Source organism: Paracoccus aestuariivivens (assembly GCF_009711225.1).
In the GTDB taxonomy this organism is placed as follows: Bacteria; Pseudomonadota; Alphaproteobacteria; order Rhodobacterales; family Rhodobacteraceae; genus Paracoccus; species Paracoccus aestuariivivens.
The window spans coordinates 1-17,160 of record NZ_WMIE01000021.1 but is presented as its reverse complement, the minus strand read 5'-3'; the positions used below and the strand labels follow the sequence as shown (position 1 = coordinate 17,160).

12 protein-coding genes and 2 pseudogenes are annotated in these 17,160 nt (G+C 60.5%); 9 read left to right on the top strand and 5 right to left on the bottom strand.

What is annotated here, in order from left to right; translation table 11 throughout:
• Positions 1-200: 200 nt before the first annotated feature.
• Positions 201-1,553, bottom strand: coding sequence for a proline--tRNA ligase (gene proS, locus GL286_RS19050; protein ID WP_155097165.1), 1,353 nt, complete (start codon positions 1,551-1,553; stop codon positions 201-203).
• Between the two features lie 126 nt (positions 1,554-1,679).
• Between proS and GL286_RS19045 the strand changes: the two genes are divergently transcribed.
• From GL286_RS19045 to GL286_RS19030, 4 genes are all read left to right on the top strand, one after another.
• Positions 1,680-2,996: an AI-2E family transporter gene (locus GL286_RS19045; RefSeq protein WP_155097164.1), complete on the top strand. Its 1,317-nt coding sequence runs from the start codon at positions 1,680-1,682 to the stop codon at positions 2,994-2,996.
• A gap of 19 nt (positions 2,997-3,015) precedes the next feature.
• Positions 3,016-3,714, top strand: a complete 699-nt coding sequence (locus tag GL286_RS19040) for a P-loop NTPase family protein (protein WP_343038939.1) — start codon at positions 3,016-3,018, stop codon at positions 3,712-3,714.
• A gap of 10 nt (positions 3,715-3,724) precedes the next feature.
• Positions 3,725-5,890, top strand: a complete 2,166-nt coding sequence (locus GL286_RS19035) for an RNA degradosome polyphosphate kinase (protein ID WP_155097162.1) — start codon at positions 3,725-3,727, stop codon at positions 5,888-5,890.
• 68 nt (positions 5,891-5,958) lie between these two features.
• Positions 5,959-7,497, top strand: coding sequence for a Ppx/GppA family phosphatase (locus tag GL286_RS19030; RefSeq protein WP_155097161.1), 1,539 nt, complete (start codon positions 5,959-5,961; stop codon positions 7,495-7,497).
• An 18-nt stretch (positions 7,498-7,515) separates the two neighbouring features.
• Here GL286_RS19030 and GL286_RS19025 read toward each other — a convergent pair whose 3' ends face one another.
• A complete protein-coding gene (locus GL286_RS19025; RefSeq protein WP_155097160.1) occupies positions 7,516-8,565 on the bottom strand; it encodes a dipeptidase in 1,050 nt (349 codons plus the stop codon).
• 107 nt (positions 8,566-8,672) lie between these two features.
• Between GL286_RS19025 and GL286_RS19020 the strand changes: the two genes are divergently transcribed.
• The 3 genes from GL286_RS19020 (at position 8,673) to GL286_RS19010 (ending at position 10,130) form a co-directional block, all read left to right on the top strand.
• Entirely contained in the window at positions 8,673-9,026 is a 354-nt protein-coding gene (locus GL286_RS19020; RefSeq protein WP_155097159.1) for an antibiotic biosynthesis monooxygenase family protein, read from the top strand.
• A 66-nt stretch (positions 9,027-9,092) separates the two neighbouring features.
• A complete protein-coding gene (gene parA, locus GL286_RS19015) occupies positions 9,093-9,728 on the top strand; it encodes a ParA family partition ATPase (protein WP_155097158.1) in 636 nt (211 codons plus the stop codon).
• A 108-nt stretch (positions 9,729-9,836) separates the two neighbouring features.
• Positions 9,837-10,130, top strand: coding sequence for an I78 family peptidase inhibitor (locus GL286_RS19010; RefSeq protein WP_170295298.1), 294 nt, complete (start codon positions 9,837-9,839; stop codon positions 10,128-10,130).
• Here the strand turns inward: GL286_RS19010 and uvrB are convergent.
• Entirely contained in the window at positions 10,127-12,313 is a 2,187-nt protein-coding gene (uvrB, locus tag GL286_RS19005) for an excinuclease ABC subunit UvrB (RefSeq protein ID WP_155097157.1), read from the bottom strand. The genes GL286_RS19010 and uvrB overlap by 4 nt on opposite strands.
• Before the next feature lie 149 nt (positions 12,314-12,462).
• Between uvrB and GL286_RS19000 the strand changes: the two genes are divergently transcribed.
• Positions 12,463-12,774, top strand: coding sequence for an ETC complex I subunit (locus tag GL286_RS19000; protein ID WP_155097156.1), 312 nt, complete (start codon positions 12,463-12,465; stop codon positions 12,772-12,774).
• A 671-nt stretch (positions 12,775-13,445) separates the two neighbouring features.
• Here the strand turns inward: GL286_RS19000 and GL286_RS18995 are convergent.
• A pseudogene (locus GL286_RS18995) lies at positions 13,446-14,661 on the bottom strand (IS5 family transposase).
• Positions 14,662-14,744: 83 nt separating this feature from the next.
• Between GL286_RS18995 and GL286_RS18990 the strand changes: the two are divergent.
• A pseudogene (locus GL286_RS18990) lies at positions 14,745-15,223 on the top strand (integrase core domain-containing protein); the annotation flags it as partial.
• Positions 15,224-15,420: 197 nt separating this feature from the next.
• Here GL286_RS18990 and GL286_RS18985 read toward each other — a convergent pair.
• Entirely contained in the window at positions 15,421-15,567 is a 147-nt protein-coding gene (locus GL286_RS18985) for a hypothetical protein (RefSeq protein ID WP_155097155.1), read from the bottom strand.
• Between the last annotated feature and the right edge of the window lie 1,593 nt (positions 15,568-17,160).

Sequence of the window (17,160 nt, the reverse complement as noted above, 5' to 3'; positions counted from 1 at the left end):
GTCTAGTTCTCCAAATCGATAGGTGCAAGGGACGCCCCGAATTCAACTTTAGGCCAATGGGATAGGGGGCGAATTCATGGCGACCGCAACTGGCACAAGGTGCAACGACCGACAGAAAACTGCCCGCAGCGGCCGCCACGGGCAGGGTTCATTGTCTTGCATGTCCTGCCCGCAGCACGGGCGGGCAAAATGAGCGGGTATCAGAACGCTGCGTCGAAGATCGGCTGGTAGATTTCCTTCAGCCGGACAATGGCCTCCTGCGGCGACATCTCCAGCGATTCTCCGGTGCGGCGCGAGGTCAGCTCGACCTTGTTGTTGGCCAATCCGCGCGGACCGACGGTGATGCGCCACGGCAGGCCGATCAGATCCATCGTCGCGAATTTCGCGCCCGCACGTTCGTCGCGGTCGTCGTAAAGCGGGTCCATGCCCTGTGCCTTCAACTCGGCATACAAAGCCTCACATGCGCTGTCGGTCGAGACGTCACCCTGCTTGAGATTGACGATGCCGACATGGAACGGGGTCACGCCCTCGGGCCAGATGATGCCCTTGTCGTCATGGCTGGCTTCGATGATCGCGCCCAGCAGACGCGAGACGCCGATGCCATGGCTGCCCATATGAACGGGAACGCGGTTGCCGTCCGGGCCGACGACGGTCGCACCCATGGGCTCGGAGTATTTCGTGCCGAAATAGAAAATCTGGCCGACTTCGATGCCACGCGCGGTCCGGCGGCGTTCCTCTGGGACTTCGGCGAAGATCGCTTCGTCATGGGTTTCGTCGGTGCGGGCATAGCGGCTGGTGAATTCTTCCAGAACCGACTGGCATGCCTCGACGCTGTCATAGTCGATCTCGCGCGCGCCGAATGTCAGGTCGGTGATCTGGCTGTCATAGAAGACTTCGGATTCGCCGGTTTCTGCCAGCACAAGGAATTCGTGCGTGTAGTCGCCGCCGATCGGGCCGCCATCAGCGCGCATCGGGATCGCCTGCAGACCCATGCGCTCATAGGTGCGCAGGTAGCTGACCAGATGGCGGTTATAGGCGTGCAGCGCGTCTTCCTTGGTCAGGTCGAAGTTATAGCCGTCCTTCATCAGGAATTCGCGGCCACGCATCACGCCGAAACGCGGGCGCATCTCGTCACGGAACTTCCACTGGATGTGGTACAGCGTCAGCGGCAGATCCTTGTACGAGGACACATGCGAACGGAAGATGTCGGTGATCATCTCCTCGTTGGTGGGGCCGTAAAGCAGGTCGCGTTTCTGGCGGTCCTTGATGCGAAGCATTTCGTCGCCGTAATCGTCGTAGCGACCGCTTTCGCGCCAAAGATCGGCCGATTGAAGCGTCGGCATCAGCATCGGAATGTGACCGGCGCGCTGCTGTTCCTCGTGCACGATCTGCTGCACACGGTTCAGAACCTTGAAGCCCATTGGCAACCAAGAATAGATACCGGCTGCCTGCTGCTTGATCATGCCGGCACGCAGCATCAACCGGTGGCTGACAATCTGCGCCTCCTTGGGGTCTTCCTTCAGAACGGGCATGAAATAGCGCGACAGACGCATGGCATTATCCTCATGTTGGCGAGGGCCGAGTTAACCCAGAGCGCCAGACGGAGCAACGCCCTTCCTTGCAAGCTGCGTCAGGACGTTCCAAATAGACTTTGACGCGGGGTAACGGAGTAATCGCCCATGAGGCTGCCGGCTCAGAAGCAGGTCTGGTACTGGAGTGCCGCGCTTTTCGCGTCACTCGTCATTCTCTGGACACTCGGCAATGCCATTTTGCCGTTCATTCTTGGGGCCGGTGTGGCCTATCTGCTTGATCCGGTTGCGGACCGGCTCGAACGGGCAGGTCTGTCGCGGACGCTTTCGGTCGTGGTGATTACGCTGGCCGTGGTTCTGGTGGTCGTCATCGCGATCCTTGTGGTAATGCCGGTGCTGGTGCGTCAGACGACGGCCCTGATCAACACCGCGCCTGAAATGGCCGAACATCTGCAGCAATTTCTGGTCGGCCGCTTTCCGGCGGTCTTTACCGAGGGTAGCACGCTGAATACCGCGCTGACCGACGCGGCCAAGAACATCAGCGCCAAGGGGGGCCAATTGGTCAGCACAGTGCTGGGCTCGGTCATGGGCGTTGTCAGCATGCTGGCATTGATCGTTATCGTGCCGGTGGTTGCGTTCTATCTGCTGTTGGATTGGGACCATATGGTGGCGCGGCTGGACGATCTTTTGCCGCGCGAGCACGCGCCAACGATCCGCAGCCTTGCGCATGAGATCGACACGGCGCTTTCGGGTTTCGTGCGCGGTCAGGGTCTGGTGATCATGATCCTCGGGACGTTCTACTCGGTCGGTCTGGGGATCGTGGGGTTGCCGTTCGGAATTGCCATCGGGGTTCTGGCGGCCTCGCTGTCATTCATCCCTTATGTCGGTGTGGTGATCGGAGGCGCGACCGCCATCGGTGTCGCGCTGTTCAGCTTCTGGGGCGAACCGTTCTGGATCGCCGCCGTGATCGCGATCTTTGCCATCGGCCAGATGCTGGAAGGGAATTACCTGCAACCCAAGATCGTCGGTGGCAGCGTCGGTCTGCATCCGGTCTGGCTGATGTTGGCACTGACCTGCTTCGGCACGATCTTCGGTTTCGTCGGTCTGCTGGTCGCCGTGCCGATGGCTGCGGCATTGGGTGTGCTGGTGCGCTATGCCGTCAGCCGTTACAAGGAAAGCGCAATTTACACTGGCCGAGAGGTTCCCGCGCCGCCCGCACCGCCGACACTGATCGAGATCGCCCCCCGCGGCACGGCCGAACGCGAACGCCGCCTTGCGCAATTGTCGCACGACACCCGCGTTGCCGAACTGCGTCATCAGGATACTTTGGCCGAACTGCTCGAAGACCAGCAAGAACGTGACCGGAACGCGAAGCATCCTCCCGAGCGGGCCGAGGGTCCTCCATCGCCAGCCGAGTTGTACCGCGAAGCGCGGTCGCACGATCACGACACGACCAAGAAGGGGTGACCGGTCCTTGATTCGCCAGATGGCTCTGGATCTGACCATTCCGCCTGCATTGTCGCGGGACGATTTCCTGACGACTTCGGCCAATCGGGACGCTCTTGCCATGCTGGACGAACCGGACCGCTGGCCGGGCGGGCGGCTTTTGCTGATCGGCGGAGCAGGGGCGGGAAAGTCCCATCTCGCGCGTTTCTGGGCCGACGAGCACGAGGCTCCTATCCTTCGGGCCGCGACGATCTTTCCGGCTGGCGTCGATGCTATGCTGGGTCGTCACGGCGCGCTGGTCATCGAGAACGCACATGAAATCGCCGGCATCTCGGAAGGCGAGGATGCGCTTTTTCACCTGTGGAACCTTGCCGGAGCACGCAAGGCCCTGCTGTTGATCACCGCCCGCATGGCGCCGCGTGATTGGGGGATCTGTCTGCCGGATCTGCTGTCGCGACTGGAATCGGCCGCGCAGGCTGTGCTTGGCCCGCCTGACGATGCGCTATTGCCAGCCGTATTGGTCAAGCTGTTCGCTGACCGCCAGATTCAGGTTGCGCCCGATGTCGTCGATTGGCTTTCGACCCGGATGGAGCGTGACCTAGGCCTCGCGCGCCATCTGGTCGCGGCCATTGACGAAAGATCTCTTGCCGATCGCAGGCCGGTCACCCGGCGCCTTGCCGCAGAGCTTCTGGACAAGCTTTCCCCGCCTGATCATTCCACCGCAATGCCCTCTGCCTAATTGAGTAGCCATGACCCAAGCCGACTTCCTGCGTAACGAATTCCCTGCCGCGCGCGAGCTTGCCGAGGGCACACCCGAGGGTCCGGCCCGTTTTTTCAACCGCGAGATCAGTTGGCTGAGTTTCAATTGGCGGGTTCTCGACGAAGCGCGCAACCCGCGTGTGCCCTTACTGGAACGTTTGCGTTTCCTGTCGATCTCGGCGACCAATCTTGACGAATTCTATACCGTCCGCGTTGCCGGTTTGCGCGAGTTGGTCCGAGAAGGTCATGCCGCGCTTTCCGATGACGGGTTGACCCCGGCCGAGCAATTGGCGCTGGTCAATGCCGATGCGCGGCGGTTGATGGGCGCGCAGCAGGCGGTCTGGAACGGGCTGCGTCGCGAGATGGAACTGGCCGAGATCTCGATCCTGTCGCGTACGCGCGTGACGCGTGCCGAGGAAGAATTCCTGCACCGCTACTTCATCGAGCAGGTGTTTCCGGTCCTGTCGCCGCTGGCGATCGACCCAGCGCATCCATTCCCGTTCATCCCGAACCTCGGCTTTTCACTGGCGGTCGAACTGGCGCGGGAAAGCGACGGGCGGCAGATGCAGGCGCTGCTGCCGATCCCGCAGCAGATCACGCGTTTCATCGCGCTTCCGGGCGGCAAGCGTTTCCTACGGCTGGAAGACCTGTTGCTGATGCATTTGCCCAGCCTGTTCCCAGGCTATCGCGATATCGGCCATTGCGCCTTCCGCGTGCTGCGTGACAGCGATCTTGAGGTCGAGGAAGAGGCCGAGGATCTGGTCCGCGAGTTCGAGACGGCGCTGAAGCGCCGTCGTCGCGGCTCGGTCATCCGGTTGAAAATCACCGCTGGTGCGCCCGACCGGATGCGCCGCCTGATCATGCAGGAATTGCACGTCGCCCCCGAAGAAGTCGTCGAGGTCGAGGGGCTTCTGGGCATGGCCGACCTGCGCGAACTGGTTCTGGACAGCCGTCGCGAATTGCAATGGCCCTCGTTCGCTCCGCGTGTGCCCGAACGGGTGCAGGACCATGACGGAGACCTGTTCGCGGCGATCCGGCAAAAGGACATGCTGCTGCATCACCCCTACGAGACGTTCGACATGGTGGTGCGCTTCCTGAATCAAGCGGCGCTTGATCCGAACGTCGTGGCCATCAAGCAGACGCTGTACCGCACCTCGCGCGATAGCCCGATCGTGGATGCGCTATGCGAAGCCGCCGAGGCCGGTAAGTCGGTGACAGCGCTGGTCGAGTTGAAAGCACGTTTTGACGAGGCCGCGAATATCCGGCAGTCCCGCAGGCTGGAGCGTTCGGGCGCGCATGTCGTCTACGGCTTCATGCAATACAAGACCCATGCCAAGATCAGCACGGTCGTCCGGCGCGAAGGCGATCAACTGGTGACATATACCCATTTCGGCACCGGCAACTATCACCCGATCACCGCGCGGATCTATACCGACCTGTCGCTATTCACCTGCGATGCGCCGCTTGGACGGGACGCATCCAAGGTGTTCAATTTCCTGTCGGGATATGTCCAGCCGGACGGGTTGGAAAACATCGCCATTTCGCCCATCGATCTCAAGGAACGTCTGCTTGAACTGATCGCGCGCGAGGCGGACTATTCCCGCCGCGGTCGCCCCGCCGAAATCTGGGCCAAAATGAACAGCCTGATCGACAAGGATGTCATCGAGGCGCTTTATGACGCCAGTCAGGCGGGTGTCCGCATCAACCTTGTGATCCGCGGCATCTGTGGATTACGGCCCGGCATCAAGGGACTGTCCGAGAATATCCGCGTCAAATCCATCGTCGGGCGTTTCCTTGAACATTCGCGCATCGTTTGTTTTGGCAACGGCCACGGATTGCCCTCGAAGCGGGCCCGGGTGTTCATCAGTTCCGCCGACTGGATGGGTCGCAACCTGAATCGGCGGGTCGAGACATTGGTCGAATGCAACAACGAGACCGTCAAGGCGCAGATCACCAGCCAAGTCATGGCCGCCAACATGGCGGACGAGGCGCAAAGCTGGCTGTTGCAACCTGATGGCCGCTACCTGCGTTACCTGCCTGCGGGGCGTGATGATTTGTTCAACTGTCATAAGTTCTTCATGGAGAACCCGTCTCTTTCCGGTCGCGGCACCAAAGGGGCCAAGGACGTGCCTGCACTCACACATTCGGTGGATTGACGCCGGATGGTTAATTGACGATCCAACCCTAGCCGCCTGATACAGACGACAGTAACGCGAGGAACCCGATGAACGGTGTTGTAACCGCAAGCGGAGAAACCATTGAGCCCTTTGGCCGGTCGCTATTCGATCGGGTTTCCGAGAGGGCGCTAAGTCGGGTCGGCGTGGTCGATGTGGGCTCGAACTCGATCCGGATGGTCGTTTTTGACGGCGCGGCGCGCTCTCCGGCTTACTTCTACAACGAAAAGGTCATGGCGGGTCTGGGGCAAGGGCTTGCCGAAACCGGCAGGCTGAACCCCGAAGGTGTGACGCGTGGCATGGCTGCCCTCAAGCGCTTTGCCGCCTTGGCCGAGGGGATGGGGATCAAGCCGCTAACCTGCGTTGCGACCGCCGCCGTGCGCGAAGCCGAGGATGGGCCGGAATTCCGCAAGGCTGTCGAAAAGGAAACCGGCCTGAAACTTTGGGTCATCGATGGCGAGGAAGAGGCGCGGCTATCCGCGCAGGGCGTTCTACTGGGCTGGCCCGAGGCAAAGGGTCTGATCTGCGACATCGGCGGCAACTCGATGGAACTGGCCGAGCTTTCGGATGGTAAGGTCGGGCGCAGGATCTCGACCCCGTTGGGTCCGTTCCGGCTGCAGCAGGTCAAGGGCGGTCAAGCTGGCCTCACCGCGCATATCCGCAACATCCTTGAGGATGCGGTCGCCAAGATGGGCTCCGACCATGAACAGATCTATCTGGTTGGCGGCTCGTGGCGGGCCATCGCCCGTCTGGATATGGAACGGACGAAATACCCGATGACCGTGCTGCATGAATATCGCATGGCACCGGAAAACGTTCTGGAAACTGTGGACTGGCTTTCAAAGCAGAACCTGTCGGACCTGCGCGGCAAGCTTGGAATTTCGTCCAGCCGGATCGAATTGGTGCCGCTGGCAAGCCTTGTGTTGCGCCAGTTGGTGCAGACCTTCTCGCCCCAATGCCTTGCGGTGTCTTCGTATGGTATCCGCGAGGGGCTGCTTTACGAACAGATGCCGTTGAACCTGCGTTCGCGCGATCCTTTGATCGAAGCGGCGCGATTTGCAGAACGGCAGATGGCCCGCGTGCCGGGTTTTGGCAAGCGGCTGTACCAGTTCATCGAACCGATCTACAAAGATCCCGAACCATCGCTAGACCGCTTGGTCAAGGCGGCGTGCCTGCTGCATGACACGACATGGCGCACCCACCCCGATTATCGTGCCGATGCGTGCTTCGATAATGTGACCCGCGCCAATATGGCCGCCTTGTCCCATCCAGAGCGGGTGTTTCTGGGTCTGTCTCTGCTGCACCGCTATCGCAACAGCCGCGCCAATTCCGCGATGGCGCCGCTGTTCAAGCTTCTCAGCGACCAGCAGATCCGTGACGCCGAAGTGCTGGGCAAGGCCATGCGGTTCGGGGCGATGTTCTCGATCAAGGACCCAGCCGAGGCGGGACGGCTGAAATACTCGGCCAAGAAAAACATTCTGGAACTGCGCCTGACCCCGACGGGACAGGCACTGATGGGCGAGGTGGCGCTGGCGCGTTTCAATTCGCTCGCCAGCGCCTTGGGAGCCGAGCCTCAGGTCGTGATTTGACCCGAGGCGCTTGGGGCGTCAGCCACCCCAGGTCCGTTCCAGCACGCCGATCCAGTTGCGATGCGCGATTTTCGTGGTCAGTTCCTCGCCATAGCCGTGATCCAGCATGGCTTGCACGATGTTCTGGACTTTCGATGCGTCGGACAGATCCTCGGGCATCTGGGCGCCATCGTAATCCGAGCCGAGCGCCACGCCATCCTCGCCAAGAAACTTCAGCAGGTGGTCGAGATGACGCAGGATGACCTCGAAACCATGCATCGGGTCGCGGCGTCCGTCGGGATGCAGGAAGCCGACCGCATAGTTCAGCCCGACAAGTCCTTTGCTTTCCGCAATCACCTGCAACTGGCGGTCGGTCAGGTTGCGGGTGCTGGGGGCGACCGCATGGGCGCAGCTATGGCTGGCGACCAAAGGTGCATCTGACAGGACGGCAATGTCGTCGAAACCCTTTTCGTTCAGATGCGACAGATCCAGCATGATCCGCAACTGATTGCATTCGCGGACCAGATCCTTGCCTGCATCCGTCAGGCCATCGCCCGTGTCAGGCGAGCCGGGGAAGGCGAACGGCACGCCATGTCCGTAGCGGGTCGGGCGCGACCAAACCGGCCCGAGCGAACGCAGCCCCATCGCGTGCCAGACATGCAGCGCATCCATATTGGCAATCGGCTCGGCCCCTTCGATATGCAGGATGGCGGCGATCTTTCCTGCGGCCATCGCGGCGTGGATATCGGCGGCGCTGCGGCAGATCGCCAGCGTGCCGGTCCGCTCCATCGCCATCAACTGGCCCGCTTGTGCCAGCGCCCGCGGCAAGGAATCGGCGTTCGAAACCTCGGCTGGCAGGGGCAGCGCGAACGGAGGATTACCCTTGAGCATCGCGGCCAGACTGTCATCCTCGCTGGCAGGAGACGGGGTCCAGATCGCGAAAAACCCGCCTGCAAGACCGCCTTCACGCATCCGCGGCAGGTCCAGATGGCCAGTGCCGTCACCCTTTAGCCAAAGGCTGTCTCGTGCGGGGCCTGCATCGACCATGCGCTGCAAAAAGTCGTTATGCCCGTCGAATACCGGAATCATGTGGCTGTCTCCTAAAGTTCGGCTGCACCATGTACCCGATGCAAAAGACCTTCAACCGCGGCAAATTCGGCGTAATCTGGACCCGAGCGAGGTGAGGAGACCCAGCCATGACGAATATCGCCAAGGAGTTCCAGGGACAGACCGTGATCTGCACCTTCGAGGTGTCACCCGGAACGGCTCATGATGTGATTGATGCCTTGAACGCGGCTTACAATGAAGTGATCAGCCGCCAACCGGGTTATGTCTCGGGTGCGGTACACCTGAACGACGCGCAAACGCGTATTGCCACCTATTCGCAATGGCGCGACCGTCGTGATTATCAGGCGATGCTGCGCAGTTCGGAGATGCGCGAACGGAACCGCGCCATCCACGCGATGTGCCGCCATTTTGAGCCGGTGATGTATGACGTCGTCGAAACCTGGCACGTCCGCGGCGGCAGCGATGCTGCACCTGCGAATTAGTCGTGCAATGTGCCTGACCTGCCCCTAGTCTAAGTGAAAGGTCAATCGACGGGGCAGGGGCGGATCATGGCGGGGCGGATCATAACGGTTGCGCAGCAAAAGGGCGGCTCGGGCAAGACCACCATCGCCGTGAATCTGGCGATCGCGCTGCGGAGCAGGGGGCATAGCGTCGCCCTGCTTGATACTGACCCCCAGGGCAGCATGGGCCGCTGGTTTCTCGAGCGGCTTGACCGCATCGGCGACGATGACATGCTGGAATTCAGCACCTCCTCCGCTTGGGGCGCGAGCTACGAATCCGAGAAGCTCAAGAAGCGTTTCGACTTTGTGATCATCGACACTCCGCCCAAAATCGACAGCGATCTTCGTCCGGCCTTGCGCGTGGCTAATCTGGTTGTCGTGCCCGTCGCCGCCAGTCACGTCGATCTTTGGGCCACCGAAGGGGTGCTGGACCTTGCCCGTCGCGAAAAATGCGACACACTGATCGTCCTGAACCGCACCCGCCCGAACACCCGCCTTGCAGCCGATATCGCGGAAAAAGCCAGCGAACTTGGCACCGAGGTCGCAGCCGCACAGGTCGCGAACCGCGTGGCCTTTGCCGAGACGCTGGGCATCGGCTTAAGCGCGGCCGACACCTCGCGAAATGTCGCCGCGCGGGGCGAGATCGAGGCCTTGGCCGATGAAGTCCTGTCGCGGATCTCGTAGCGACGGTTGTGCGGGTTTCCGCTGCTTTTCTGGCGCGCAGGAATTCGTCCAGAAACTTTTTCACAACCGACACGTTGCACCACGATTCCGACAAAAGGAGAATCGTTCGTGCAATTCGCCATTCCTGCCGTAATCGTGCTGCCTTTGCTGCTAGCTGCCTGCGTACCCGACCCGTCGGAATCCGATCAGGTTGCACCTCCGCCCCGTTTGGCGGACGATACCTGCGGGGCGAATAATTATGTGCCTTTGATAGGCCAGACCGCACCGGTGATTTCTGTTCCCGCCAACGCGGCCTATCGCAAATACACCACGGGCGATCCGGTCACGATGGATTACAACAGCAAGCGGCTGAATTTCGAACATGACAAGTCCGGTAAGCTGGTCCGCGTGAGCTGCGGCTAACGAGATCGCTTCGATCTTTTGTTGCCGCCTCTCTGTCCGGCCCGGCCGGCCGTCGATCGGCCTGACGCCTTGACCGCCTGTTCTGCGGCCTCCTCGATTGCAGACTGCCGCGCCATGGGATCATCGGATATGGCCAGATCGACGGCCTCGAGCCGCCTCACCTCGTCGCGCAAGCGGGCCGCGTCCTCGAATTCCAGATTCTCCGCAGCTTTCCGCATCTGTACGCGCAAGGCCTCCAGATGAGCCGCCAGATTCGAGCCGACAAGTGGTTTGTCGACCTTGGCGGTGATCCGCGATTGATCGGTATCGCCCTGCCACAGTCCCGCCAGAACATCCTCGACATTCTTGCGCACCGTCTGCGGCGTAATGCCGTGGGCCTCGTTATAGGCGATCTGCTTCTGGCGCCGACGCTCTGTCTCGGCCATGGCGCGCTCCATGCTGCCGGTGATCCGGTCGGCATACATGATGACGCGGCCATCGGCGTTACGAGCGGCGCGGCCAATCGTCTGGATCAGTGAGGTTTCGGACCGCAGGAACCCTTCCTTGTCGGCGTCAAGAATTGCGACCAGACCGCATTCGGGAATATCAAGACCCTCGCGAAGCAGGTTGATGCCCACGAGAACATCGAAGGCGCCCAGCCGCAGATCGCGCAGGATCTCGATCCGCTCGATCGTGTCGATGTCGCTATGCATGTATCGGATGCGAATGCCCTGTTCGTGTAGATATTCGGTGAGATCCTCGGCCATGCGCTTGGTCAGGGTCGTGACCAGCGAGCGATAGCCTTGGGCCGCGACACGGCGGATTTCGTCCAACAGGTCGTCAACCTGCATCTCCACGGGGCGGATCTCGATCACGGGGTCCAACAGGCCGGTGGGACGGATGACCTGCTCGGTGAACACGCCGCCGGTCTGGTCCATTTCCCAATGCGCTGGAGTGGCACTGACAAAGACCGATTGCGGGCGCATCGCATCCCATTCCTCGAATTTCAGCGGACGGTTGTCCATGCATGACGGCAGGCGGAAGCCATGCTCGGCCAGCGTCATCTTGCGCCTGAAGTCGCCGCGATACATCCCGCCGATCTGCGGAACGCTGACATGGGATTCATCGGCAAAGACGATGGCATTGTCGGGGATGAACTCGAACAGCGTTGGCGGAGGCTCGCCCGGTGCGCGACCGGTCAGGAAGCGCGAATAGTTTTCGATGCCGTTGCAGACGCCCGTGGCTTCCAGCATTTCGAGGTCGAAATTGGTCCGCTGCTCAAGCCGCTGCGCTTCCAGCAGTTTCCCTTCGTCGTTGAACTGCTTGAGACGGGTTTGAAGTTCTGCCCGTATCCCTTTGATTGCCTGCTGCATTGTTGGGCGAGGGGTGACGTAGTGGCTGTTGGCATAGATGCGGATCTGCTTGAAGGTGTCGGTTTTCTGGCCGGTCAGCGGGTCGAATTCAGTGATCGTTTCCAACTCGTTCCCGAAGAAATCGAAGCGCCACGCGCGATCTTCAAGGTGGGCGGGCCAGACTTCGACGACATCGCCACGCACGCGGAACCCGCCACGCTGGAAAGCAGCGTCCAGGCGGCGGTATTGCTGCGCGACCAACTCGGAAAGAAACTCGCGCTGGTCGTACATCTCGCCGACGATCATGTCCTGCGTCATCGCCGAGTAGGTTTCCGCCGAACCGATACCGTAGATGCAACTGACCGAAGCCACGATGATCACGTCATCGCGCTCAAGCAGCGCCCGGGTGGCAGAGTGGCGCATCCGGTCGATGGCTTCGTTGATCTGGGATTCTTTCTCGATATAGGTGTCCGAGCGGGCGACATAGGCCTCGGGCTGGTAATAGTCGTAATAGCTGACGAAATACTCGACGGCGTTGTCGGGGAAAAAGCCTTTGAACTCGCCGTAAAGCTGGGCCGCGAGGGTCTTGTTCGGGGCAAGGATAATCGCGGGCCGCTGGGTTTCCTCGATGACCTTCGCCATGGTAAAGGTCTTGCCGGTACCGGTCGCACCCAGCAGCACCTGATCACGTTCTCCGTCCCGGATGCCTTGCGATAGCTCGACAATCGCCGTCGGCTGGTCGCCGGCTGGCTGGAACTCGGATTGCATGACGAAACGCCGCCCGCCTTCAAGCTTTGGTCGGGTGACTTCAGCAAAGCGCGCGACCGGAGCGTTGGTATTGTTGTGACCCATGGTTTCACCTTTGTTCCCGTCGGAATCTGGCATGGTTTGGCGCAGATGCAAGTCTTGCCGGCAGAATTCGCATCGAGGAGCGCCGGATCTTGATCCTGTCCGCCTGTTGGTGGATAAGACCCGCAAGCAAGAACTGAGGTTTCCCGCCAATGCGAGTCCGTATCTACAAGCCTGCACGTAACGCCATGCAGTCGGGCACCGCCCGCACGAAAAACTGGGTTCTGGACTTTCCGGCGGCAGACACGCGCGAAATCGATCCCTTGATGGGCTGGACCAGCAGCGACGACACCCAAAGTCAGGTCCGCCTGCGCTTCGAGACCCGCGAGCAGGCCGAGGATTACGCCCGCGAAAAGGGGCTGGATTTCGAAGTGATCGAGCCGCAATCCCGCGCCGTCAACGTTCGCCCGCGCGGCTACGGCGAAAACTTCGCCACCGACCGCCGCGAGCCCTGGTCGCACTGATCTGTCAATCGGACCAAAGTTACCGCCAAATCGGTTAAGTTACGAACGGTTCGGCGCAAAGATTCCACAAGCCATTGAATTTGCATGACCGCCCCTTTTGGGCGGTCATGTCATTTTTCGGGCCTGCCGATCTTTTGCCTGACACCCCGTCAGGCGGGTCCGGTTTCACCGAGTGTATCACCCTGGCTGTGCGCTATTCGATCCGCGTAGTGGGCGAGACGACGACGCCATCACCAGATGCCTTTCCGCCACCCACTAGGCTGCGTCGCCGCGCCCCGGGTTCGTTCGCTCATGAGTGGTGGCATATTATCCGCGACAAGCATGCATTGCGCCAACAGTGGTCGCACTCACTCAGTCGCTTTAGCCACATAGGCGACACTCGCTTGCGGCTCGACATCGCGGCGTTTCCTCGCAATGTTCGGCCCAAAAGCTGACCTTCGAGGTATGCGGCAGCGAATGTCCCATCAAGATATGACCCTGATTGATGCGGTCTCCCCTTTGCATGAAACCAAAGCTCCCCGATTTTCGCGTCATCGCTTTTCGGGAGCGGTTTGGCTTCCCTCACCCTAGCACGCCGCTGAAAAACGCGCGGCAGGTGAAAGATTGTTCTTCAATAGCCAGTGAGGGCTGCCGCACCCGACATTTGGCCCGCCGCAGTGGCGGGCTTCGCCTTATGAAGCGAGCAATCTGGGCAGGCGCGCAAGATTGCAGGCTGCCATGGTCAGCGTGAACTGGGCAGCAATCCGTTTGACGCCTCGCAGCATGGTTTGTGCCATTGGCCCCACCGTCTTGGCCCATCCGAATGGCTCCTCGATCTTTTTTCGGCACCGCTGCGAGATCGCGTAACCTGCATGACGGGTAGTTCGGCCGTCGATCGCTGAGAATTTCGCCTGTCTCACGCCACATGCGGTGTGACACAGGCCTGCCGCAATTCCTTGACGAAATCACGGGTGTCATAAGCGTCGCCATCGGTGCTCGGACCGATGGCGCATCCGCTGGCAACTCGGCGCCGAGCGTCAGCCGCTTCGTCGAGCCGGGCGCGTGGCGGTGAAGCATGTCGAGAGCCGCCTTCCGCTCGGCATGCCCGTCCGCCTGAATCAGGTCGGCCTGCACCACGAAGCCATGCCGGTTCTCCATCAACGTATGCCCCATGAAGCAGAGGACGGCGCCGGCACCGGGGGATTTTTTGTAGAGCCGCGCCTCCGGATCCGTGACCGATGCGTGGGTCGCATTCGAGCGCTTTTCGCCCCGGAAGTTTTCTCCGGCCTTTCCGGTTTCAGGCTTCGGCGTGGTCATCTGGGTGAGCTCTGGATTGGACGGTTCGTGGGTTTGAGGGTCGATCGGCATTGAGGGTGGCGGCTTTCCGGATCCACCGTCATCGTCAGGCGGGGTCGTCGCCGACTTCGGTCGGAAGCTTTTCGTCGACGCCCAGGCCTTGATGAGTGTGCCATCGACCGAGAAATGCTCGTCCGACAAAAGCGGTGCCACGTCGCGATGCGCAAGGATTGCCGCCATTACCTTGCGGGACATCTCGATCGTCAGCAGCCGGTCGCGGTTCTTGGTGAAGACCGTCGGGACCCAGACTGGATCATCGATCCCGAGGCCGACGAACCAGCGGAACAACAGGTTATACTGCATCTGTTCCATCAGTTGCCGCTCGGAGCGGATCGAGAACAGGATTTGCAGCAGGATGGCCCGGATCAGACGTTCAGGTGCAATCGAGGGGCGATCGCCCATGGCATAAAGCCGATCGAATTCACCATCGAGGCTAACGAGCGCGTCATTCACCACCTGTTGGATCTTGCGCAACGGATGCCGGGCAGGGATGCGCTGCTCAAGGTCAACATAGCTGAAAAGCGAACCGCTCGCCTCGCCCGATCCCCGCATCCACTTTCCCTCTCGTCCTGCAGGAACCGTGAATCATGTTCTGCGTCCAGCGTCGACCCCGGCGTCTTTCAGCAACGTGTTAGGCCATGGATTTTGTCCATGACCAACTGGCCCTAGGCACCAAGCTGCGGATCCTGACTATCGTGGACACGCATTCCCGCTTCTGTCCGGTTGCCGATCCCCGCTTCACCTACCGCGGCGAAGATGTCGTCCAGACCTTGGAACGGGTCGGTGCCCAATTCGGCTACCCAGAACCATCCGGGTCGACAACGGCAGCGAGTCCATCTCGCGCGACCTTGACCTGTGGGCTTATGCCAACGATGTCACGCTGGGTTCCTCGCGCCCCGGCAAGCCCACGGACAACGGCTTCGTCAAGGCGTTCAACAGCAAGCTCCGGTCCGCATGCCTGAGCGCGCACTGGTTCATGAGCCTTGCGGATGCACCGGAAAGACTGGAGGTTTCGCGTCGACACTACAACGAAGACCGACCCCACAGCGCAATCCTATATAGCGTCCCGATCGCCCCGCATTGCCCCGGCGGCGCAGCCAGTTCGTCGCCATGACCAAGCCGGAAAACTCCAGTAGCCGGCGGTCCAAGGTTGGGGAGAAGCGCACGGCCGTGCGATAGCCGAGATGAAGGGCGACTTGCAGCGGGGTCGCGTTTTCCGTCCAGCATCACGTAGTCCTCGCCCCAATCGACCTGGAAGGATTTGCCAGGGCGGAAGGCCAACGTCACGAAAGTGCCGCGCCCCCTGATCTGCTACGCGCGTTGCCGGTCGACACGCTCGTCCCAGGCAAAGGCAGCGGCACTATTGTAGGAACCGGTATGGCCGAGCACGACAAGCTCGGTGTGTAACTGCTTCAAGGTCAGGCGCTGCTTGCGCGACTTGGTTGCTTCTATCTGCAATCACGCCGCGAGCTTATCGACGAACGGATCGAGCTTACTCGGGCGATAGGGCACGGAGAACTTAGGCTCGATCGCACCCGCGTTCAGATACTTATTTATGGTTCGGCGTGCCTCGGGCCGATGGCGGATCACGCCTCACTCCTAGATAGGCTTGTCCGTCCGGCTATCTCGCGGATCGGCAACTTCTCGTGCAGCGCCATCCGCAAGATGACTTTCAAAAGTCCCATAAGGAACACGCCAATGCCCCCGCAGATCATCGTGCTGAGGAACGGACGCATGGGTCAAAACCCAGTGGAAATCAAACATCAGCCCGGATCAGCTCTAGGGTGACATCAACAAGATTAGATTGATTGCGGATAAGGGCGGCCTCGAGAAGACCGTACGTTTCTTTTGCCAGACCCCAAGGACTTGCCCACGGGCGCGCTCGCAATTCAGGAGACAGACTACACAGGAACGCATTCGCTTAGGCGGGGTCTACGGCCATAACGACAACCCCGGCGCGGCCGTTGGCCGGTTCTGCGCGACGCCCGCGCCTTTCATGTCCGCCGAGGACGAATTTGAGATCACCCTGACCGGCAGCGGTGGCCATGTCTCGCGTCCGAGAGCCGCCAAGAGACCATGGTTGCGGCCTGTGTAACAGTGATGAACCTATAGGCGATGATGGATTGGCGACTAGCCCAACATGTATCTGGACCCGCTCACAGTCTCGGCGGCTCGCGCAGATTCGCACAAAGTCTTGCGGCAGACGCAAGCCCGCATAGCCCAAATCTCTAGATGCATGGTGCGCCGCCTTCGGGGTCAATGACGGGGCCAAAAACGGGCGTGAACTCCTCCCGACAGTCAACGATCCGGAGATGCCGCGCGAGCTCGGCCGTCAAAAAAAGAGATCTTGAATAACAAACACAGGATAACCTGACGTTACCATGGATCTTGATCCGGATTCTACCGCGAAAAACACCCGACTGAACCGTGATAACGTCAATGCTAAAGCACTTCGAAACTGGCGGTGGTGCTGGAAGCGATGTGAATCGCCTGACTCGGGTAGGACCGCCATCGCGTTGATCTGACCTTTTCAGCGAATCGTGTTCAACAACTGACAGCCCGACAGATCTGGTAGCCCGACCGCCCGGGCCTAAATCTTGTTACGCTGACGGACAAATCTTCTGCCTTCGGCCGGAACAACACGAAATATGCGAAGGGAGGACAAAGTCGGGATCCACTAGGGCAATCCAATGAATTTAGTATCGATGGCTTAAATATAAAAATAGCTTATATTTTGACGATTTCCCGTGACGACAATTGCCAGGCGTCGGCGATGATGGCTTACACGTTCATGGTCGCGATCATCGCCCGTGCTGGATGTTATTCGAGAAACGTCTAGAGACCCACCTGAGACCATGCCCAGATTGCGGCCGCGGTTGCCGGTTGCCTCGAACCAATCCGCAGCGGCAGGTCATAGCTGATTAGTCCGCTCTGAACAACCGTTTCAGGCGAGTGCCAATGCACCCTGACGTCTGTTTGCATCCCGGATGGTCGTCGCACCCAGCTTAAGGAATAGAGAGCAAAGCGCCCGGAGATGAGCCCGTATCTTGC